This is a genomic window from Paenibacillus sp. B46(2026), from assembly GCF_056786355.1.
Genome location: NZ_CM165907.1, coordinates 6,602,404 through 6,625,008 on the forward strand (window position 1 = coordinate 6,602,404; position 22,605 = coordinate 6,625,008).

19 protein-coding genes and 1 pseudogene are annotated in these 22,605 nt (G+C 48.1%); 5 read left to right on the forward strand and 15 right to left on the reverse strand.

What is annotated here, in order from left to right; translation table 11 throughout:
* Nucleotides 1-975 (forward strand): aldo/keto reductase, encoded by a 975-nt coding sequence (locus AC1S8V_RS29270; protein WP_482074612.1) that lies wholly within the window; start codon nt 1-3, stop codon nt 973-975.
* Nucleotides 976-1,121: 146 nt separating this feature from the next.
* Here the strand turns inward: AC1S8V_RS29270 and AC1S8V_RS29275 are convergent, their stop codons facing one another.
* The 3 genes from AC1S8V_RS29275 to AC1S8V_RS29285 form a co-directional block, all read right to left on the reverse strand.
* Nucleotides 1,122-1,583 (reverse strand): MarR family winged helix-turn-helix transcriptional regulator, encoded by a 462-nt coding sequence (locus AC1S8V_RS29275; RefSeq protein ID WP_482071788.1) that lies wholly within the window; start codon nt 1,581-1,583, stop codon nt 1,122-1,124.
* A gap of 130 nt (nt 1,584-1,713) precedes the next feature.
* Nucleotides 1,714-2,391, reverse strand: a complete 678-nt coding sequence (locus AC1S8V_RS29280; RefSeq protein WP_017691614.1) for a TIGR00266 family protein — start codon at nt 2,389-2,391, stop codon at nt 1,714-1,716.
* Nucleotides 2,388-2,783 carry a winged helix-turn-helix transcriptional regulator gene (locus AC1S8V_RS29285; RefSeq protein WP_017691613.1) on the reverse strand — a complete coding sequence of 132 codons (396 nt, stop codon included), beginning with the start codon at nt 2,781-2,783 and terminating at the stop codon, nt 2,388-2,390. Before AC1S8V_RS29285 ends, AC1S8V_RS29280 begins: the two co-directional genes overlap by 4 nt.
* 164 nt (nt 2,784-2,947) lie before the next feature.
* On the opposite strand from AC1S8V_RS29285, the gene AC1S8V_RS29290 reads away from it, so the two are divergent.
* Both AC1S8V_RS29290 and AC1S8V_RS29295 read left to right on the forward strand, forming a co-directional pair.
* Nucleotides 2,948-4,162 (forward strand): MFS transporter, encoded by a 1,215-nt coding sequence (locus AC1S8V_RS29290; protein ID WP_482071789.1) that lies wholly within the window; start codon nt 2,948-2,950, stop codon nt 4,160-4,162.
* Between the two features lie 194 nt (nt 4,163-4,356).
* Nucleotides 4,357-5,214: an aldo/keto reductase gene (locus AC1S8V_RS29295; protein ID WP_482071790.1), complete on the forward strand. Its 858-nt coding sequence runs from the start codon at nt 4,357-4,359 to the stop codon at nt 5,212-5,214.
* A gap of 133 nt (nt 5,215-5,347) precedes the next feature.
* On the opposite strand, the gene AC1S8V_RS29300 is transcribed toward AC1S8V_RS29295, so the two are convergent.
* The 9 genes from AC1S8V_RS29300 to AC1S8V_RS29340 form a co-directional block, all read right to left on the reverse strand.
* Entirely contained in the window at nt 5,348-7,162 is a 1,815-nt protein-coding gene (locus AC1S8V_RS29300; RefSeq protein ID WP_482071791.1) for a glycosyl hydrolase family 18 protein, read from the reverse strand.
* The gene (locus tag AC1S8V_RS29305; RefSeq protein WP_482071792.1) at nt 7,163-8,740 is read right to left on the reverse strand and encodes a chitinase; all 1,578 of its coding nucleotides are present in this window, start codon (nt 8,738-8,740) and stop codon (nt 7,163-7,165) included.
* Nucleotides 8,741-9,120: 380 nt separating this feature from the next.
* Nucleotides 9,121-10,176, reverse strand: coding sequence for a pectinesterase family protein (locus tag AC1S8V_RS29310; RefSeq protein ID WP_482071793.1), 1,056 nt, complete (start codon nt 10,174-10,176; stop codon nt 9,121-9,123).
* Nucleotides 10,173-11,285, reverse strand: coding sequence for a glycoside hydrolase family 88/105 protein (locus tag AC1S8V_RS29315; protein ID WP_482071794.1), 1,113 nt, complete (start codon nt 11,283-11,285; stop codon nt 10,173-10,175). The genes AC1S8V_RS29310 and AC1S8V_RS29315 overlap by 4 nt, the downstream gene beginning before the upstream one ends.
* 70 nt (nt 11,286-11,355) lie before the next feature.
* A complete protein-coding gene (locus AC1S8V_RS29320; RefSeq protein ID WP_482071795.1) occupies nt 11,356-12,321 on the reverse strand; it encodes a LacI family DNA-binding transcriptional regulator in 966 nt (321 codons plus the stop codon).
* Between the two features lie 32 nt (nt 12,322-12,353).
* Nucleotides 12,354-13,949, reverse strand: coding sequence for an extracellular solute-binding protein (locus AC1S8V_RS29325; protein WP_482071796.1), 1,596 nt, complete (start codon nt 13,947-13,949; stop codon nt 12,354-12,356).
* A gap of 69 nt (nt 13,950-14,018) precedes the next feature.
* A complete protein-coding gene (locus AC1S8V_RS29330) occupies nt 14,019-14,900 on the reverse strand; it encodes a carbohydrate ABC transporter permease (RefSeq protein WP_482071797.1) in 882 nt (293 codons plus the stop codon).
* Between the two features lie 30 nt (nt 14,901-14,930).
* A complete protein-coding gene (locus tag AC1S8V_RS29335; RefSeq protein WP_482074613.1) occupies nt 14,931-15,836 on the reverse strand; it encodes an ABC transporter permease in 906 nt (301 codons plus the stop codon).
* Between the two features lie 343 nt (nt 15,837-16,179).
* A complete protein-coding gene (locus tag AC1S8V_RS29340; RefSeq protein WP_482071798.1) occupies nt 16,180-17,004 on the reverse strand; it encodes a helix-turn-helix domain-containing protein in 825 nt (274 codons plus the stop codon).
* Between the two features lie 96 nt (nt 17,005-17,100).
* Here AC1S8V_RS29340 and AC1S8V_RS29345 point away from each other — a divergent pair, with 96 nt between their 5' ends.
* On the forward strand, nt 17,101-18,324 hold the full coding sequence (locus AC1S8V_RS29345) for an MFS transporter (protein WP_482071799.1): 1,224 nt from the start codon (nt 17,101-17,103) through the stop codon (nt 18,322-18,324).
* Nucleotides 18,325-18,402: 78 nt separating this feature from the next.
* Nucleotides 18,403-19,185 (forward strand): annotated as a pseudogene (locus tag AC1S8V_RS29350) (ABC transporter ATP-binding protein).
* Nucleotides 19,186-19,383: 198 nt separating this feature from the next.
* Here the strand turns inward: AC1S8V_RS29350 and AC1S8V_RS29355 are convergent.
* From AC1S8V_RS29355 to AC1S8V_RS29365, 3 genes are all read right to left on the reverse strand, one after another.
* Nucleotides 19,384-20,112: a class I SAM-dependent methyltransferase gene (locus tag AC1S8V_RS29355; RefSeq protein WP_482071800.1), complete on the reverse strand. Its 729-nt coding sequence runs from the start codon at nt 20,110-20,112 to the stop codon at nt 19,384-19,386.
* Nucleotides 20,113-20,264: 152 nt separating this feature from the next.
* A complete protein-coding gene (locus AC1S8V_RS29360; RefSeq protein WP_482071801.1) occupies nt 20,265-21,560 on the reverse strand; it encodes a glycosyltransferase family 2 protein in 1,296 nt (431 codons plus the stop codon).
* Between the two features lie 159 nt (nt 21,561-21,719).
* Entirely contained in the window at nt 21,720-22,595 is an 876-nt protein-coding gene (locus AC1S8V_RS29365) for a diguanylate cyclase domain-containing protein (RefSeq protein ID WP_482074614.1), read from the reverse strand.
* Nucleotides 22,596-22,605 lie beyond the last annotated feature (10 nt).

A 22,605-nucleotide genomic window follows, 5' to 3' on the forward strand; every position in this document is an offset into this window, starting at 1 on the left:
ATGGAGTATAGACGTTTGGGCAATAGTGGTCTGCGTGTGTCGGCACTGGGGCTTGGCACTAATGCGTTTGGCAAACGCGCGGATGAAGCAGCTTCTACCCGCATTATTCATGCAGCAATGGATCAGGGCATCAACTTTATCGATACCGCCAATATCTACGCAGGTACGGAATCGGAACGCATCATTGGACAGGCCTTAGCAGGCAGACGGGAAAACGCGGTGCTTGCTACCAAAGCCGGCTTGCCCCGGCATGATGGTCCCCATGGGCGGGGTTCATCCCGCTACCATCTGCAACAAGAGCTGGAACATAGCCTGCGGCGTCTGCAAACGGACTATGTGGATCTGTATCAGATCCATACCTTTGATCCGCATACACCGCTGGATGAGACACTGCGCACGCTGGACGACATGGTTACCTCCGGCAAAGTGCGCTACATCGGGGCCTCCAACTATGCAGCCTGGGAGCTGATGAAAGCGCTGGGGATCAGTGAACAGAAAGGTTATATGCGCTACATCTCCACCCAAACCAGCTACTCACTGGCAGACCGTACACCTGAGCTGGAACTGGTACCGATGTGTCTGGATCAGGGTGTAGGCATTATTCCGTACTTCCCACTGGCAGGCGGCATTCTGACGGGTAAATATAACGGACAGGCCAGCGTGCCTTCCGGGTCCAGAGCAGACACCGATCCGTCCTTCAACCGTTTCCTGCTGGAACATAATATCAGCCTGAGTGAACAAGTGAGCGCAAAAGCTGCCGCACACGGGTGCTCCCCGAGCGCGTTGTCGCTCGCATGGCTACTGATACGTCCGGCTGTATCCACCGTTATTGTCGGGGCTACACGCACCGAACAGCTGGAACATAACCTGGCTAGTCTGGATATGAAACTGTCCGACGAGTTGCAGGCCGAACTGGATCAGATCAGTGACTCTTTTCGCCGCCGCGAGCCATTTGCATCATATCGGATTGATTGAACCAACTGAAATAAACCTCCCGACGGATGAAGTCAGGAGGTCTTTTTGTATTTTGCAGCGGTGCTATATAATTATTAGTCATTAGAAAAATTTCCAGTTCCACTACATTCTGTAGTTTAATACATTAAAAAAAGATATATTACGGATTACTCCTCAGTCTTACGTCGAAAGAACTCCTGCATGATCTCCATATACTCTTCCTTACGATCATCCAAAGTTTCGAAGAATGCCTTGTCCGACTCCTCACACAGATGAATTCCTTCAATGGCCAATCGGGTTCCTTCTTCCGTCGTTGTAATAATATTGGCACGTGTATCCGTCTGATGACGAGCGCGGGTAATTAACCCTCTCTTTTCAAGAGCACGCAGCACCTGAGAAGTAACGTTAACGTCCACTTTGGCAAATTGGGCAATCTGAACCTGCGTAACGCCTTTACCTTCCTCATCGTGTTCATTGAGCCATAGACAGGCGTGCAACAATACAAATTGCGGTTGTGTCAGTTCGAGGGGCTCCAGCACTCTGCGTACTTCCTTTTGCCACATCGATGTAACCTGCCAGAGCAGGTATCCCGGGCTTTCCTGTGCATTTTTATACCGTGAGCTTGTCATCTCATACCTCCATGATGTGCGACCTTGTGCAACAGAATATGTATCCATCACTATTAAGTAAGTCCGTTATTCATACAACGATGATGGAAACACATCCGTTGCAACCCTGTGTGTCGTTTTGCAAAAATAATTAGCGCGCAGGGATAAATTGCTTCACCCATTGTCCGAATCCTTGCGGATTACGGCTCTGTATAAGAATGGTTCCTTCTCCACGGAACCGACATACCAATCCTTCTCCACTTGTAACACTGGATAACCAGCCCTGTGAAGCTTTCTCAATACGGTAATCTACATAATGAGGCCATGCCACCAAATGGGCGTTATCCACGATCATTTCTTCACCTGCAGCCAGATTGATCGCATGGATGGCACCATAGGAAGACAGAAATACGGTTCCACGCCCGCTGATCTCAATAATAAAGAACCCCTCTCCCGAAAAGAGACCCTTCTTCAGGTTTTGCATTTTGGTATTCACCTGAATGCCCTCGGTTCCTGCCAGAAATCCGTCTTTCTGCACATAGAGTGAATAGGAACCGTCCAATTCAACAGCTTCTACATCGCCCATGCTTGAAGGCGAGAGCAGAATCTCTGCCGACCCGCCCGCAGCCGTCAGTTCCTGAAAGAAAAACTTCTCCCCGCTCAGCATTCGACCGAACCCGGCAAACATTCCACCTTCTGCTGAACCCTTCAGTTCAACCGTCGGAGTCATGGATACCATCGCACCGCTTTCGGCCTTGAAACGCTCTCCCCGCTGCAGATGTACTTTAAGCATCGCAAAAGCACCATCATATAAAATCTCATAGTTCACGGTTGCACCAGCTCCCTATTGTCCGAGTTAAAATCATTCAGCCCGTTATCTTCCAACACTGCTGATTTGTCTCCGTATTCCTTCACAATATGCTGATCTCCCCAATTACAGAGCGCATTAAGAATCGGTTCAAGACTCCGCCCATAATCACTTAATTCGTACTCTACCTTGGGAGGGACCTGATTATATACAATCCGGTTTACGATTCCGTCGTTTTCAAGCTCTCTGAGTTGCTGTGTTAACATTTTCTGTGTAATAGCGGGCATAATACGCTTAAGATCACTGGTTCGTCTTTTCCCATGTGTCAGATGACACAGAATGACGCATTTCCACTTGCCACCGATCACCTCCAGAGTTGCTTCAACCGAGATGTTATATTTTTTTCGAACCATACCTTGTTTCCTCCCTGATGAATTGAATTACATCCGACGCATGCTGTATAGGCACCAAAAAGTACGTAGGGTACTAAAAAGTACGTACTATTCAATCTATACCGAATAACTCATAATAGCATTTGCCGGTACGTAAATCTACATTCTGGGGAGTGGAGCAAAAAATGTTACAAGATTCAAAACGCAGCACATGGGCGCTGCTGGCGCTGGCCATTAGTGCATTCGCGATCGGTACCACCGAGTTTATCAGCGTTGGGCTACTGCCCCTCATTGCAGATGACCTGGGCATTTCCGTAACTACAGCGGGACTGACCGTTACTTTATATGCCTTAGGCGTTACCTTTGGGGCTCCTGTTCTGACCTCACTGACGTCTACCGTATCACGCAAAACGCTACTGCTTGCCATCATGATTGTTTTCATTGCGGGTAACACGATGGCTGCACTATCGACGGGTATCACTATGTTACTCATTGCACGAGTGGTATCCGCTCTGGCTCACGGAGTATTCATGTCCATAGGCTCCACGATTGCAGCGGATCTGGTACCTGCCAACCGCAGGGCAAGTGCCATTGCCATCATGTTCTCCGGGTTAACGATAGCTACCGTAACTGGCGTACCTCTCGGTACACTCATCGGTCAACATTGGGGCTGGCGCGCTGCTTTTATCCTGATTGTTGTCGTTGGCATCGTTGCAATGATCGGGAACCTGATACTCGTGCCATCCACGTTGAAACGCGGAACACGAACGGCATTTCGGGATCAGTTGAAGCTGGTTACAGGTGGACGCTTGCTGCTGGCTTTCGCTATCACTGCCGTTGGGTACGGAGGGACATTTGTTGTCTTTACGTATCTGTCCCCGTTGTTGCATGATATCAGCGGCTATTCCGAGAAAACGGTAGCGTTCATTCTGTTGTTGTACGGAATCGCCATTGCTGTCGGCAATATTATCGGCGGCAGAGCCGCCAATCGCAACCCGCTCAAGGCCCTCTTCTACATGTTCATCCTTCAGACTATCATTCTGGGCGTGATGTATTTTACCGTCCCTTTCAAGTTGGCAGCACTCCTTACCATTATGGGTATGGGACTACTTGCTTTCATGAATGTGCCTGGTCTTCAGATGTACGTTGTAACCTTGGCTGAACGATATGCACCACAGGCCAAGGATGTAGCCTCTGCCTTCAACATCGCCGCATTTAATGCAGGCATTGCCATCGGTGCCTATTTGGGTGGAGTGATCAATGACTCCATTGGTTTGATTCACACGACATGGGTCGGTGCCTTGATGGTTCTCGTAGCCGTAATCCTGACCGCATGGGCTAAAATGCTGGAGAGCAAGGATCAACATGTACCCGCCGAAATGGAGAAAGCTTCGTTCTAAGTTTCATCCTGCCTATTGGACTCGCCCTTCCGTATATCAGTTCCAGCTATGAAGGGAACCGGTTTCATATCGTATTTTACTATACTATATACGTTGAACACAATTTGATCTACTGTGATTTGATTTTGTATGATGAAATAACTGAAATTCAGCTTTAAATGACTGATTTTTACACCATTCTAGGAGGAACTCTCATGACAACCACTCAAACCGCACAACATTTACAATCTACAGTAACTTTGCATAACGGTGTTCACATGCCTTGGTTTGGACTTGGCGTATTTAAGGTAGAAGAAGGATCCGAGTTGATTGCAGCCGTGAAAAATGCGATTAAACATGGCTACCGCAGTATCGATACTGCCGCAATATACGGCAATGAAGTCGGTGTGGGCCAAGCGATTGCAGAGGCTTTAAAAGAAAATAACCTGAAACGCGAAGAACTGTTTGTGACATCCAAAGTATGGAATGCAGACCTCGGATATGAAGAAACACTTGCCGCTTTTGATACCACCTTGAACAAACTGGGATTGGAATACCTGGATCTGTATCTGATTCACTGGCCTAAGGCCGGCAAATACAAAGCAGCCTGGAAAGCAATCGAGGAACTGTACTCGGCAGGCCGCATTAAGGCCATTGGTGTAAGCAACTTCCAGATTCATCATCTCGAAGACTTGATGCAGGATGCCAAAGTAAAACCGATGATCAATCAGGTGGAATACCACCCTCGCCTGACTCAGGTTGAGCTTAAGGCTTTCTGTGAAAAACATGGTATCCAACTTGAAGCTTGGTCGCCTCTAATGCAAGGCCAGCTGTTGGACAACCCAGTGCTCACGGCTATTGCTTCAGACAAAGGCAAATCGGTTGCACAAGTAATCCTGCGTTGGGATCTGCAAAATGGAGTCATTACCATTCCGAAGTCCACCAAGGAACAGCGGATTATCGAGAACTCCTCCATCTTCGACTTTGAACTTTCAAATGAAGAGATGGATCAGATCAGTGCTCTGAACGAAGATGTACGCGTTGGACCTGATCCGGACAACTTCAATTTCTAATAGATAGCCTTTTGGGAGCCTGCTTTGATATAACACAGCAAAAACCACCGGATCAATCAAGAGCCGGTGGTTTTTGTTCTTCTATTTTTATACTGCACGCTTCAATTTAAAAATGTTGTAATCCATATTTTAACTATTGAACCTGCCACAATGCGGGAACGTTGGATGGCTCCCACCCCGGTAAGGACGTGTGGGATTGCAAGCATTTGTACGTCTTGCCGCTATACGTGACCACCTGTCCTGCAGTGTAGGCTGTATTCGCCTGCCAAGCGGAAACTCCCGGGTTCGTCGTTCCTGTTACCGTTTTTACAGTCACAGCACTACTCGCAGCAGACAGATTGCCCGCCGCATCCTTTGCTTTCACCGTAAATGTGTACGAGGTATCGACTGTAAGTCCGCTAATCGTTGCGGTCGTTCCGTTGACAGAGGTCGCAAGATTAGCACCGTTGTAGACGTTATAACCGGTCACACCTACATTATCTGTTGAAGCATTCCAGGCCAGCGTCACCGAGTTTGCCGTCACGCCTGTCGAACGGGCATTTCCGGGTACGCTCGGTGCTGTCGTATCTACTGGCGGCAAGGTGCCCCCATTGGACAGATCCGATTGCAGCTTGTTTTGGAGCGTTTTGTTACGATCACCGCTCAGCTCCCAGAACATCGCACCACCGAGTCCTTTGCTCTTGATATAGGTGGTTTTATACCCAACAGATTCCGCATCGTCATAACTGATAAAGCGCTTGTTGGACGCATTATAGAGATATGGCACTTTGGCCGTGTCATTCCAGTAACGTGTATACCCGTTTTTGTTGATATAATTGGCTTCCAGATCGTAGAAATCAAAGGAGCCTGCCTCCCATGTTCCAACGGAAGAACCACCCGTGCACATCTGATACTGACCGCTATTTGCCTGTGCGCATCCATCCCAGCCACGTCCATAGAATGGAACACCAAGCACAAGTTTAGCGGCTGGTACGCCTGCATTCAGATGCCCTTGTGCTCCGGCAGCTACATTAAATGTATTGGCATCCGGCACGCCAGCAGTTGAAGCCGCAGGATCATAGTTCAATGGTGCATTATGTGCGCTGATCTTTTGCCAAGCCCCGTTAAAATCGTATGTCATAATATTAATCCAGTCGACGATGGCAGCTATATTGGCAAGCTCTGTATTTGCAGCATAGGTCGCAGATGCACCGCTGGCAATCGTAAGCAGATACTTCTTGCCGTCCACAGCTCCGGCAGCATCCAGCTTCTCACGGATTTTGCTCAGGAGCAGCGTGTAATTTTGCTTATCCTCAGGACGTTTGCTGTTACCATCGAGCCCGCCAGATACCGGATACTCCCAGTCCAGATCTACCCCGTCGAAATTGTATTTCCGCAGGAAGTCTACTGCAGAGTTTGCAAATACCTCTCGGGTTGCAGCAGTCGCAGCTACATCGGAGAAGCGGTTGGACCACGTCCATCCTCCCACGGAGATGATTGTTTTCAGATCAGGATTAATTTGTTTCAGCTTGTTCAGCTGATTAATATTGCCTGCAATGGGTTGATCCCACGTATCCCCTGCAAAGGTCTTACCCGTATCGATCCAAGGATCGCCAAGTACGATCGTTCCGTTGGGCACATTGATCGTCTGGCTTTTTTCATTCTGACAGGTCCAGGTCACAGGATTTGGCCCCGAAGGGTCCGGATTTCCATGAATGCCGTTCCAGCAAATATCAGCAAAAGCATAGTTGATATGCGTCACTTTGCTCGGATCGATATCGGTTACATTATAGTTTCTCCCATACGCGGCCCAGGACGGGTAATAACCAACAATTTTATACGCATCTGCTGCTTCTGCCGTAGCAGGTTGGAGTGTAAATGAAGGGACAATAACAGATAAGAGCAGGGACAGACCCAGGAAAAACGTTGCGGTTTTCTTCAAAACAGTTTGTTTATTTACATTTGGCATTTAGTACACAACCTCCTTTGTTGTTTGCGTGCTAAAACCATTCAGGAATGAACGATGTGCGTTTGAGAACTGGTTGTTCGTATACGCATCCCAGTTAATCGACCAGGTCATAATCCCCTTAAGGCCTGCATAACCAGCAGGTTGGCGAAGGGTGTAGGAGCCACCGTATGACTCACCTTTGATCAAATAATTCAGTGCCTTTTGCAGCTCAGCTGGCGTCGTATAACCGCCTCCGGCAGCCTGCTGGGAAGCCGGTACACCGATGGCAATCTGATCCGGTCGCAAGGAACTAAAGAATGGACCTGAGCTTCCGCCTACATGAAAGCCTTGAAGCAGCATTTCGGCCATGGCCACATGGAAATCAGCTGTCCCTTGGGCGTAGGAGCGCCCATCCAACCCCACCATGGAGCCCGTGTTATAGTGCTGTACATGAAGCAGTGTCAGATCGTTACGCAGAGCATGGATGACTGGCAGGTATGCTCCCCAAGGGCCGCCATAGCTCAGATATCCCCCCTGTACATAGGCCGTCTCCGGTGCTGCAGTCAGGATGAAATTGGCACCAAAATGTGACTTAACCGCTTTTACACCATTGATGAGATTAACGATCTTCGGTGTCGTCGGACTACGAAAATCGGTATCCCCTGCATTAAGAGACAAGGAGCTTCCTTCCAGGTCGATATCCAGACCATTGAAACCATAGGTGGAAATAATCGATTTTAACGATTCTTCAAACTGATGTCTCTTGGTCGCATCGGTGAGTTCAATGGTGCCATTGGCTCCCCCCATAGAAAGCAGCACTTTTTTTCCTTGGCTTTGAAGGTAGGCAATATCAGATTTGAATTCGGCTACCGTCGCATTATACGGAGTAAAAGCAAGCGTTCCGCTGCCATGTGAAATTGGTTCGGCAAAGGACACATTAATGACGTCATAGGCTGTTGATACGTTACGAAGTCTGATATTGGTAGAACCATTGTCGAAGTTGTGCCAGTAGCCGATAAGCCATTTGCTGCCGGTTGGCCCAGGATGAGAAGATCCGTTGGAAGTCGTTACACTGAGGGATGTGCTCGCAGCAGATGTATTGCCTGCGGCATCTTTTGCTTTTACCGTAAAAACATAAGTCGTGCCAGCTGTCAGTCCCGTTACTACAGCCGTTGTTGCTGAGGTGCTTGTCACGAGAACGCCGTTTCGATACACCTCATATCCCGTTACACCCACGTTATCCGTGGATGCATTCCAAGCCAGATTGACTGAGGTGTCTGTGATGGAGGATGAGGTCAGACCAGTTGGCACAGAAGGGGGAATCGTATCAGGACCCGGAGTCTCTCCCCCTCCGCCGGTATTTTCACCGACGTATTTCCACAACGCAGGAACATTGGAAGGCTCCCAACCAGTCAACGCCGTATGGGACTGAATACACTCATAATCTTTATTTTGATATGTTACGAGATCTCCTTTCTTGTATGCGGTGCCTGCCTGCCACAGGGCAGCGGCGTCAGCTCTTGGTGCATACCACGAAATAATCAGAAGAAATGCCAAAGCGAATGTAATGACCGGGCGGAATCGAACAGCTTTATTCAAGCAAAATCCCTCCTGTACTAGGTTATTCTCACCTTGCAGACAAAGCTTCACTGGTGCACTCACATGTAATCCGCGATCGATTCGAGCCTTATTAAACCGTCTGAAGCTAAGTGCCCTCTCACTCCCTTCCCTTACTAAAATGGACCTTCCCTCTCGTTTTCTTTTTCAACAGACACCATCCAAATTTTACAGGGAATTTACAGATCCTCACCCTGTATTTAATCAGTAAAATGCAAATCAGATAAGGGATAAATTATTTCTATGGGGGGCGAAAAATGTAAGATACCGCACAAAAAAGGCTGTCTATCAAGTCTTTAAGAGACTTGATAGACAGCCTTTATCTTTTATTTTGCATAGTAAAAGGTTGTATTGCCACTGATTTAGCCCTTCTCCTCACCGAAAGGTTGCCACCCGTCCACACCGGACAGAATAAGAGGTATCGTGTATTCGGCCGCTTCCTGCTCACTGAGTGTTTTCGCCCATGGGACCCGCACCATCCCATTTCCAGCCCCAGGTCCGGCACTGTGATATTCGGCGTACACAACCGTCGCTTCCGCTTCGGCTTTGTTCCAGTTATGCCAGCCCTCCTGCTTCACATGAGCACCGATCCAACAGTTCAAGAAACAGACTTTGGCATGATTACGCCATGGTCTACCAAGGTATACCGACTGGGGAGGTGCATTGCTGGTCAGATCACAATCGATAAATACATATCCATAACGTACATCCTCGGGTGTAGAAGCTGCGGTAATCCAGCCGTTCACTTCTCCGTTCGCAGCCGCCGCATCAGACAAACGGTTCTTCGCAAAGATCTCACAACCCTTGAACACAGCCGTAGCCGAGCCGAAAATAAAATCAATGTCGCCCTCAATGTAACAGTCCTCATAATATTGACGCAGCTTTCGCCGCTCGGCACCATCTCGTGGCCCGCCAAAGTAGCTGCGATCCAGCGGCTGCTCCGGCAATGGCCCGGTAAAGATCGTATCCTGATGGCCGATAAAGCGACAATCACGGAATGCAGCCCGATCTCCATCCACATAAATAGCCAACGCCTGACCTACTACCTTACCTGGCCCAGCAGAATTAACAAAAGAAAGTCGCTCGGCTATAAAGTCGTCAGCTCCGATGAAGGCAGTATACGAATGAAACGTATGATACTGTGATCCATCCGGGAACTTCTTGAGTGCATGATCATCATACGTAATGACGGTCTGCTCCGCTCCCTCGCCTACCAGATGAATCATCGGCTTCTCAATATGCAGCTTCTCATAATATACACCTGACCTAATTCGAATCTCGAAGCACTCCGTTGTATGGTCCGGAACAGCATCAATGGCGGCTTGTATCGTAGCATAATCACCTGTCCTGTCCGAAGCAACGATATAATATCGGGTCTTTTGATCCAGATCTGTATGCGGTGACACCTGCTTACTCATGACAATCGCTCCATTTCCAGCGCAGCCAGCAATAGAGGAGCCCTACCCATAAAAGAATCGCTTACAATTGCTTCGCTGACATAGTAGCTGTAAGAGCCGTCCCGGTCCAGACTGAGTCCTGCCCCGTGGCAGATTCCATTCAGCTTCACCCCGTCAGCGGTTTCCTCCACCAAGCTGGAGGTCAGTCCGTTCCAGCCTTTCTCCGCCGCCTCTCTGAAATGCGGCTCCAGATAACGCAACCGTACACCCTTCGCAAGTGCATACACGAACATGCTTGAACCGGAAGCTTCCAGATAATTGCCCTTGCGGAAACCCTGATCGAGTACTTGGAACCACAGCCCACTCCCCTGCTCCTGCACGCGAACCAATGCATGACACATCCGTTCGAAGATACCAATAATCGTTCCACGCTTCGGATGATGCACAGGGAAATGCTCCACACTGTCTACAATAGCCATCGCATACCAGCCCATCGCCCGGCTCCAGAAGTGCGGAGAACATCCGGTCAGGGAATCGGCCCAGACCTGCTCTTTTGATTCATCCCAGCCATGATAGAGCAGCCCGGTGCGTGGATCACGTGTCTTGCGTTCAACTAGCAAGATCTGATGAGCTACCTCATCCCATAATTCCGGACGATTGAATTGCTTCGCATACTGAGCCAGGAAAGGAGACGACATATACAATCCATCCAGCCACATCTGGAATGGATAGATCTTTTTGTGCCAAAAGCCGCCTTCGGATGTTCGGGGCTGCCCTGCAAGTTGTGCCGCAAGTAGATGTGCGGCTTCCGTGTAACGCTGATCTTCGGTAGTATCCATCAATTCAAACAAATTTTTGCCCTGGTTGATCTGATCCAGGTTGTATTCTTCAAGTGAATACGTCGCAATGGAACCATCTTGCTGCACATACATATCCATATGTCTCTTCATAAAAGTAATATACTCATCCTTGCCGTACTGTTTACCCGTTCGCGCCATTGCCATTAGTGTCATCCCCTGAACATAAGCCCATCGTTCAGAAGGAAACGCATGATAGCCGTCCCCGTCACATTGCTGGATAATTGTCTCTGCTATTCGCTCAGACCAGGATAATTGCGTCTGTACCTGCATAACGGACCCCTCCTTGAATGTTGTACCATCCTTAACGTGCACATATGCGTCTAATCATTCTTGTTCTTCGTTACTGGCATTTTGCCGTTGAATTACGATGATTCAACTTCGGCTGAATTACCACCGGATAGTCCACCTGTTCATCACGGATCAACGATACAATCAGCTCAGCGGCCTGCGCAGCCAGTTCATCCAGTGGTGGGCCAATCGTTGTCAGTGCGACCTCGGCGTATTGCATATCGGGCAGATCATCGTAACCGATCAACGAGATATCCCGCGGGACGCTGTAACCTGCTTCGAGCAAGGCCCGCAGCGCTCCCCGGGTCACCAGGTTGTTCAATCCGATAAAAGCCGTGGGTGACTCCGGGCCAAATGCATGGTTACGTATGGCAAAATACCCGTCCTCCCAAGAGGAGTGTGCTGGCAGCACATGATCTTCGTTGAACATCAGGCCTGTGCGCTGCATGGCTTCCTTATATCCTTCCAGTTTGATATTCTGCGAGTTGCCGATAAAACCGATTCGGGTATGACCCAGTGACTGCAGGTGCTCAACCGCTTTGAATATGCCCTCTTTGCGGTCAATCTTGATGTATGGAGAGTTGGGCGTCTCATCTGTACCCAGCACGAAACACGGCATGTTGAGCGTCGCAAACTTTTTCCAAAATACATCCCGATTGTCCAAGGCATAGTCCCACAGGATGCAACCATCCACACGCAGTTGGCTGAAGACATCTACCCCGTCATCGGCGACGACCAGAATCATCTGGTATCCCCGTTTCTTCAGCTCTGCGTGCAGATTGCCCGATATGTTCGAGAACAACGGATTACTCAGCTCATCCAGCACAAAACCGATGATATTGCTTCTGCCCGTGGAGAGCTGCCGAGCCAACATATTTTTCCGATACTGGTGTTTCTCCGCAACGGCGAGCACCTTCTGCTTCGTCGCAGGTTTGATTCGAGGATCATCATTAAGCGCCTTGGATACCGTGCTATAGCTCACCCCCGCCAGTTTGGCAATATCTTTAATGGTTATCAAAATCAATCAACACCCTTCATACCTTGGGAAACTTATTGCTGTGCAGCTTTATATCGATCATACTGCGCCTGTCTGCCAGCAATAACCTGCTCAATATTCATCTTTTTCAAAGTTTCAATATAACTGTCGAACTGATCCAGACTGGCATCTCCGCTAATAAATTTGAAGTTCATCTCTTCCACATAGGTCGTGATGTCAGGCATCGCCATGCTCTCTACACTGGCCTCATCCGGCAGTGCGTAGACAAACGGGAACGGTTCACGGATGTACGGCTCCAGTTCCTTGTCCAGCTTGGCATGCCATTCCGCTACGACAGAATCGGCAGAGTCGGTGGATTGAATGTTAGGCAGATTGACGGGTCCGATCCCGAGCTTCTGAATGTACTCATTGTCCTTGCCTTTGTCCGTGAATGTCTTCACGCCATTCTCTTCCGTATACGTATCATCCTTGATGCCCCAGGTATAGTACGTCTGCGCTTCCTCGCTTACGGCATAGTCCAGGAATCGGAAAGCCAGCTCCGGATTTTTGCTGTCTCGTGTAATCCCGAAGATGCCACTTACCGGTGTACGTCCTACATAGAACTGATCCCCATGCGGTCCTTTCAGTGGCAGAATACCTTTGAAGATGGGCTCCGCCGGATCATAATCCTTGAAGAGCGGGCTGTAGACCATCGACATGTACCAGCTAAAATTAAACGTCGCTCCCGTCACATCCTGAGAGATGCGCGAGGTCACCTGATCACTTGTGGTACTGGCGTAATCCACCCCAAGCAGACCTTCTTTGTACAACCCATTCAAGTAAGCCAGATATTCCTTGTAGGCAGGTTCATAATAGCTGAAATGTACCTTGCCCTGATCATCCGCATAGAACTGATTGGACAGATCCAGACCAAAAACAGGACCAAATGCCATCGACACAAATTTGGATTCCATGGACAGCGGAATTTCATCAGCCTGCCCGTTGCCATTCGGGTCATCCGTCTTGAATTGACGCAGCATCGCTGTGAACTCATCCAGTGTAGTCGGTTCGTTCAATCCCAGCTTCTTCAGCCAGCGCTGATTGATCATAAACACAGGCATATAGTTTCGGGTGAGCGTCTGCTGCGGGATATAATACATTTTACCATCTGGCGTCGTTAAACTGGCTTTGACCGAAGGAGACTTTTCATATATTTTTTTGAGATTCACTCCGTACTTATCTACCAGTTCGTTAATTGGGATAAACAGGCCACTATTGATGTATTTCATGAGCTGATCCTGGTCCGGCAGGTAGACGATATCCGGCAATCCGGTACCAGCAGCCAGTCTCGGATTCACAGCATCCGCGTAATTCTGTGGTGGAATCAAATCCCAATCGACCTCAACACCGGCATTGCTCTCGATTTTCTTCACAATTGCGGCGGTAGACAGATCCACATTGGTCGTCCAAGCGTTGGTTCCAAGAACAGATAATTTGGCATCCGGCTGATCCGTCACCGGTCCTGCACCAGTGTAATTAAATGCAGGTTCCGAGCTGGTTGGGGTACTCCCCGCATCAGTCCCTGCCCCTGTTCCTCCGCTACAACCCGCAAGGCTGATTGCCAGTATCGCTGCCATTACACTTTTTCTTCCTGCCCCTTTAAATCTCATCCATCATTCCTCCTTAGGTATGAACAGTCCTGACAACCTTGGTCAATTCTGATGCTCGGGTAAAAAAGGCTATCCTTTCACGGCTCCGAGGGTAATTCCCTTAACGAAGTACCGTTGGATAAACGGGTAGATCGTAACAATAGGCAGAATGCTGACCACAATGGATACATAACGAACCTGAAGGGAGGAGACTGCCAGTGCACCCGAAGTCATCGTACCTCCCATCTTCTGCATCACTTCAGGGGAAGCCATGATCAACACCCTTCGCAGGAACATCTGTAAGGGCTGCATATCCTGCTTGCCCAGATATAATAGGGCCGAGAAGAAGTTGTTCCAGTGGAATACCGCATAGTACAGGGTAAGTACAGCCAGTGTTGGCTTAATGATCGGAACCGCCAGACGATACAGCATCGTCATCTCGTTGGCCCCGTCTATACTGGCACTTTCGAAAATTTCATTCGGAATACCTTCGAAAGCTGAGCGGCAGATCATGACGTTAAACGTAATCACCAGCACAGGCAGCACCATCACCCAGCGGGTGTTGTACAGCCCGAGCGAGGTAATCAGCATGTAGACCGGAATGAGTCCACCCGAGAAATACATGGTGAAGGCGATAAAAAAATTCAGCTTTCTACGTAGAAAAAACTGCTGTCTCGATAACGGGAAGGCGGCGAGGCAAGTGGCCACGATGTTTAACAGCGTGCCAACCACGGTGTACCAGACGGTGTTATAAAATGAAACCCACAGCTCCTTGTATTGCAGGACCATTTGGTAACCTGACAGGGTGAACCCGACAGGCCACAGCACGACTTTTTGTTTGTCGATGGCATCCACCGAGCTGAATGAAATACTGATTACATACAGGAAGGGATACAACGTAATAACAACCGCCAGTATGGTCAGCAGGTGGACACATCCGTAGAACAACCGATCACTACTCGATTTTTGCATACAGCATCTCCTTTGGGTTCGGTTATGGTGTTACCAGAGTGACATCTTGGTCAGGCGTCGGGTCATGGAATTGGCTGCAAAGACAAGCACAAATGTGATAATGGAGTTGAACAAACCCACTGCTGTGGCAAAGCCGTAGTTCTGTCCCTCGATCCCCATCCGGTAGACATAGGTAGACAATACATCGGCAGTTTCGTAGGTGGCTCCGTTGTAGAGCAGATATACTTTCTCAAAGCCTACGCTCATTATGCCGCCAAGCGACAGGAGCAGGAGGATGACGATCGTTGGTTTGATGCTGGGAAGGGTCAGGTGCCACAGCTCCTGGAATTTGTTGACGCCGTCGATTTTGCCGGAATCATATATCTCGGGGTCGATCCCCATAATGGCCGCAATGTAGATGATGGAGCTGAAGCCGAAGCTCTGCCAGATGTCGGAACTCGTGAAGATGGTGCGGAACCAGCTGGCATCCATCATGAAATTCACTTTTTCCATGCCAAGACTCGCGATGAGGGTGTTCACAATACCGTCTGTTGGTGACAGGAAGTTGATAATCATGCCAGCTACAACGACCGTGGAGATGAAGTGAGGAAGATACGTAACCGTCTGGGCAAATCGTTTGAATGTTCGGTTCTTGATCTCTACGATGCAGACCGCGAATAGTATGGGGATGGAGAAGCCAAACAGGAGTGGCAAAAATGCGAGCAAAAACGTATTGCGCAGCAGCCGCCAAAAATAGATGGAGTTCACGAACTGCTCAAACCAGCGCAGGCCTACCCATTCCCCACTGAACATGCCCTGCCCCGGCAAGAAGTTACGAAATGCGAGTAACACGCCAGGCATCGGAAGGTACATAAAAATGAGGTAATACAGAAAGATTGGCGAGAACATCAGCAGCAAATACTTATCCCGTCTGATCAAGCTGAACAACGTGGACATACGTCTCTTCACCTTAAATCGCTTCCTTTCGTTTCATAATTACAACGTTTGAATTTTAAGACGAGTATATTCTACATAATTGTTATATGGATTATAATTATCCGTATATCAACTCTATTACCATTGATTAATTGCTATTTTATCATCAATCTTGCTAAAACTACTGCAACTATTCTGATGGTTAACCATAATTACAACGTTGTAATTTTAACCTAAATGTATACGCTTACATTAACTTTTTCCCATCTTAGCAAAGTCTCCATCGTTTGGCAACAACAAATATCAGTGTCATGCTGTAATGTTCTAAATGCAGTCTCGCATACGCGAGACTGGCTATTTAAATCTACACATAATTCCGATATTCCATCGGTGTCATACCATACACTCGCTGAAAAGCCCTGTAAAACTGACTGACGCTGGAAAATCCCAGCTCATAACTGATTGTCGTCACTGAATCAGTCGTAAGGCGGAGCCTCCTGGACGCTTCTTCTACGCGCAAACTCAGCAGATATTGATACGGTGTTGATCCCGTAAGAGCCTTGAAAGAACGCATGAAATGATACCGACTCTGATGAGCAACCATCGCCATTGAATCAATATCCATAGGGCCCGTGTAGGCACTGTGAATATACTCCAGCACTCGGCGTAGATGAGGATCAATAACTGTACCGTTATCTACAATCCCTTTTCCATTTTCCTGCCCCGTCAACATGCGTCTTAGATACGTCTCGACCGCCAGTTCTGTTTCCTGTACTTGCAGCAAATCTGGCATGTCATCTAACAAAATGGAATTCCAGCCTCGAAACAGACTGCTGATCTCCGCCGGATCAAAGGTCTGGGTAGGCCGAAATTCAGCTTGTCCCCCACTTGACTCTACACCTTCGAAACTGCCTGCTGGCGGTTTACGGAACTTGATCACAATGACAGCCGAATCCGACCCTATTTCAAAATAATGCTCGGTCTGGGGATGAGCAATAATTCCTATGCCTGCTTTTAGCGGGTATGCGTGCCGTTCCTGTACCAGATGACATTGGCCTCTGACCGGCAGCGTTAGCTGGTACCAGTCGTCATGTACATGCGGCTCATTCGCGAATCCTCCGGTAGCTCTCCATAATTCCAACCCATTTAACGTCATGTTTAATTCCATCGTTTCCTCACCTGCTGACATTATAGCAAATCGTGCTCACTTTCCAAGCACTTTTCACAAAGACAATACCCGACCATATCTTTTATCATTGAAAAAAATAATTCGAGGTGATCTCCCATGGCTCAAGCCACTTTAAGCAAAATGCAAATTAACTCCTCCGCCAACTGGGCACTCGCCGGAGTCAGCTTCGCCCATCTGCTGAATGATGCGATGCAGACAGTTGTTCCGTCTGCTTTCCCACTGTTCCAGCAGACTATGCAGCTCAGTTTCGCCCAGATGGGATGGATTGCCTTCACCCTGAATATTACCGCATCGGTCCTTCAGCCACTGGTCGGTTATATGTCAGACCGCAAGCCAATGCCGATTCTGCTTCCTGGAGGCATGTTATTCTCCCTTATCGGTGTTCTCGGCTTAGCCTTATCTTCCGAGTTATGGATGCTGCTTGTTTCGGCAGCATTGATTGGTATAGGCTCATCCATCCTCCACCCCGAATCCTCACGCGTGGCCCATATGGCAGCTGGCCGTGGACGTGGAATGGCGCAGTCGATCTTCCAGGTGGGAGGCAACACAGGACAGGCTATTGCTCCATTACTGGTCGCCTTCATCCTGCTGCCACATGGGCAGCTTAGTTTTCTATGGCTGATGGGCTTTGCCCTGATCGGCATCTTCATTCAGTCTTTGGTCAGTCGTTGGTACAGAGACAAGCTTGCCGAAACCTGCATTCGTCAGCAACAGCCTCTAAAATCAAGCGGCGCAGAACCAGTAGTTCGCCCTGTGAGCAGGGGATTCATCGCTTTTACAATGGGTATCCTCATCCTACTGCTGTTCTCCAAATTCGTATATATCGCTGGCATGACTGGATACTACGCCTTCTATTACGCCGATGCATATCAATTGCCTCTCTCCCAGGCACAGATCTGTCTGTTTATTCTGCAATTTGCCGGCATGGTCGGAACCTTGCTCGGTGGGCCACTCGCTGACCGCTATGGACGTAAACCGATGATCTGGTTCTCCATTGCAGGTACTGCACCGTTTTCACTGTTGCTACCTTATGCTGGACCCGTCTTGTCCATGGTGTTGTGCGGAATGATTGGACTCATCCTGATGTCTGGCTTCAGCGTGATCATTGTCTATGCACAGGAGTTGCTTCCTCGTCATATTGGAACGGTATCCGGTTTGTTTTTCGGCCTATCGTTCGGCATGGCTGGACTTGGCTCTGTTGTGTTAGGTTCCTTAATTGATGTGACCAGCGTTGCGTTTGTTATCAAGTTATGTTCGTTTTTGCCACTGCTTGGTGTGTGTGCTGTATTTCTGCGCAGGGATCGACCAAGAACAGCGTGATGACCGTTGAAACCTCTTTCGTTTTGTGACTACAATACACCTAGGACAATTGAGGATAACAGAAGGAAGGAATAACGCATGATTATTGATGTACAGCATGTCACTTGGAAAAGGGGCCCTCACACCCTGCTGAACGATGTCAATTGGCAGGTCAATAACGGTGAACACTGAGCGCTGCTTGGCCTGAATGGCTCTGGCAAAACAACACTTTTGAACATGATCACCGGGTATCTCTGGCCGACCGAAGGCAAGATATCCGTATTAGGCCATGAATATGGTGATGTGGATCTGAGGCAGCTTCGCGAATCCATCGGCTGGGTCAGTTCATCTCTGCAAGAGAAATTGCACGGTACAGACCGCACACAGTATGTGGTGATCAGCGGTAAACACGCCACCATTGGCCTGTATGACAAGCTCTCAGATGATGATCTGGATCAGGCACAAAAATTGATGCAAACGCTGGGCTGTCAGCACCTGTGGGATCGCGAATATCGCACCTGTTCTCAAGGCGAGAAACAGAAACTCCTTATTGCCCGAGCACTCATGGCCAATCCGCGCGTACTCATTCTGGACGAGCCTTGCAATGGACTGGATCTGTTCTCAAGAGAGCGACTGCTGGAGAGCATCCGTGAATTATCACAGCGCCCAGACACCCCTTCACTCATTTATGTCACCCATCACACTGAGGAAATATTGCCTGTGTTTAGTCACAGCCTCCTGCTTCGTCGGGGTGAAATAGTCAACAGCGGATTAACTAGTGAGCTGATGAACACGGAAGTGCTAAGCAACTTCTTCGAGGCACCTGTTGGAGTCGATCGGCATGGGGATCGTATCTATGTCAGAGCTGCAGAGGATTCATAATCGTGGGGTTATACACAGCAAACGTATCAAAGGTAACGAAACATAACAGTAAAAGCCCAATATCTTATCCACATGTGGATAGATTTCGGGCTTTTCACTCCTATATCTAGTGTTATCCACCGTTTTCTGTGTAGAACTTTCTACTTTATGAGTATAACTTTACGGTTTCATCTATTTATTTATACGCTTTATCACTATCTACTTCCGGGCACCTAAAAACAGAAACAGCGGAATGCGTTGCCTGCGCAGATAGGTTTCCTCGTTTATAAAATGAGCACGCTGTGGTGCTGACTCGCGTAAATGCTCTACAAAGAACCCTGCCCGCTGCAATGCCATAAAATACGATTCAATGGAACGATGCATCTTTTTCACAGAACCGCCCAGCCACTGCTGCTCCCGATATCCTTCTACAAAATACTGATCAACCACCCAATCCGTTCGAGTCCCGGAGGGTTGCAGTGTGGACGTGATTACAGGATGTTCTACCGAGAAAACAAATGTCCCGTTCTCTTTCAAAGTATTGTATATGTAGCGGAACAGGCTGTCCACATCCTCAATATAGTGAATGGCCAGTCTCGATATAACCAGGTCGTACACTCCGGCCGGGTAGGTCCAATCTTCCATGAACGCTTGCTCAATCCGGGCATTCAATCCGTTGACCGACTCGTTGGCTGCCTGAATCATATTCACAGAACCTTCAATCCCCGTATATGTTGTACCTGGATGATCCATACTCAGCAATTCTGCCGCGAACCTTGCATCTCCACAACCGAGGTCCAGAATATTCTTGCCAGCAACGTCTCCGATCAACTCCAGCATCACCGGCTTCTCCAATGTATCATTGGCGTTCTCCTGCCACTTGCGACGCTCCATATACTTCTCAAAGTTCGCCTCATCATCGTAAAAGTCCGATCCTCTTCCCTTCATTGTATCTCCCCCGTTTCTGTTAAGCATGATCCTGTTTACAGCCTGTAAGAGTATACAGAATATGGATGTGTCTGGCTATAACAAAAAGGCTGTTTACTGATATTGACCAGCAAATAGCCTTTCTTCCTTACAATTAACCTATTTTTCGCCGCTTAGCCAAAACGTTCTGTTTTGTACCATTTGCTCTCGCGTTTCCGAATCTTGTCCATAATCAAGGAATAAAATGCCTTGATCGAGATCAGGATGAACAGCTGTGCATACGTGAAGTAGGACACGCAAGCATAGATAAAATTACGGGTATTGCTCTGTCCAATATCTGCGGCAAGTGCCAGGTTGATCTGTAACACGTAAATAAAGTACATAAGCGCCCAACCAATGACCAGGAACACATACGCATCACCGGCAAACTGGAACGGTGAACTTACATCTGGTTTAAATATGGCAATGACCTGATAGACCAAATTCACGAGAAATATAATATCCGATACAATGATCGCAAGCATAAACCAGAAATAACTGACGGCATAATAGATGACCAGCAACTTATTACGCCAACTGGAGCGGTTAAACAGGTTATGGATGTTATCCAGAACCACCTGATAATTCCCCTTTGCCCAACGTTCGCGCTGTTTCATATACACACTGAGCTTTTCCGGTTCCTGCTGATACGCTTCCGCTTGCGGCGCAAGCGCCACAAACTGTCCGCGATTCAATATCTCGAATGACAACGCGGTATCTTCTGTGATAGCTGTAACATCCCAACCACCAATCTCCCGAATCAACTCGGTTTTGATAATATAATTCGTTCCTGGAATGGAACCGAGCTGGAACAATTCCCACAGGCCTGTGTGATACACACGTTGCGAAGTGATAATCTCCAGATTAATACATTTGGAGAGGAAATTCTGTCCTCTGTTGCGTGCTTTGTTTCTGCCAAAAACCACGCCATATTGTTCAGGGTTCTCAAGCGATTTTTGCGCCAAAAACATTAATGAATTCCGTTCAGGTGCGGCATCTGCATCGAAGATACAGATCCAATCGCCCGTGGCTATTTCCAGTCCGTCATTTAATGCCCCTGACTTGCCACCTGTTCCTTTTCGCTCCATTACTGTCACATTGCGATGTATATAACTGGTCTGACTGAGGAATGATCTCAGCTTCTCTCCGGTATCATCTGTGCAGTTATCCGCGATCACGATGACCTGAACCTTATCCTCCGGATAATTCAGGCGCAGGATGTGCTCTACCGTCGCGACAATAACCAGAGCCTCGTTGTGTGCAGGAACCATGACAGTGACTGTCGGATAATGATCCATATTTTCTGGGATCTGAATCCCTTTCTTGTCCTGTTTATTAATAAAACGAATAGCCCCAGCCATAATAACAATCGACTCGAATACGGCAATCCAGATGCTGAATATCGATAACAGCAGAATAAAGTCAGTCAATTAATTTCCTCCGATCGTACTTGCGATTGACTTTTGACCGAAAACGAAGGGTAGCAATCGTTAGTAAAACGGTACATACGGCAAAGATACAACTGACAGCGATACAGACCGGGATGAACCAGGACATATAATCCACAGCGAATCTCTCCTTCCTGTTCGTTAGATATATTCACCAATGAGATCCGTCTCTGTATTCCGTTCCAGCGCCGCGATAACTGCATCGATATCCTTATACTTACTGAATTGTTCCTTATGGAATACCAGCGCACCAGATCGAATAACCGTCTGCAATTCATTTCCCCTTTTATCGATGATCTGCAGATCCATCATGGCTTTTTTGATGCGTTGTGTCAGAATGGGCATGTACTCCACATTGGTCATTGGACAGATAATGACAAACCTTCCCCGGTCCACAAAAAATTTATAATCCTCAAACCGAATCTGCTTCTGTATGGTAGTGGATAGTTCAAGAAGAAACTGTGCATAGCGCACGGAACCGAGTGATTCCAATACCAACGGCAAAAACTCGATCTTGAACATCGCCATGCTGAATCCATATTGCTCCGAATAACGTCTGGCCAGATTACTTTGCTTAACAAGTGTATCCGCTAGTGCACCCTTATTACCCAGGGAGGTGTCCAGATCAATCTCCGGACTACGCCCCTTAAGCTCCTGCAGACGCTCTATGACACGCGCTCTGCGCACAAGACTTGCCTTGATAACGGCAGCCACAAACGCATTAGCTGGAATGAGCAACCACCATGAGAACGCAAGCACATTGACATCCGCGTAAGTAACAAGCCAGACAAAATAAGAGACCAGATATATAAATCCGGCGACGACAGACACTCCGACAGGTATCACAAAACCCAGAATCAGCGCTCCAAGCGACACGATGCTAAACACCAACTCCTGTGTAGTATAGCTCTGATTCATATAAATTTTAAGATAGACAGCGAGCTGCTGAATCACGGCTAATCCGATCAAACTGGCATATCCCCATGCAATACGACGGATGGGTGCTTTATTCCTCATCATAGGTTTA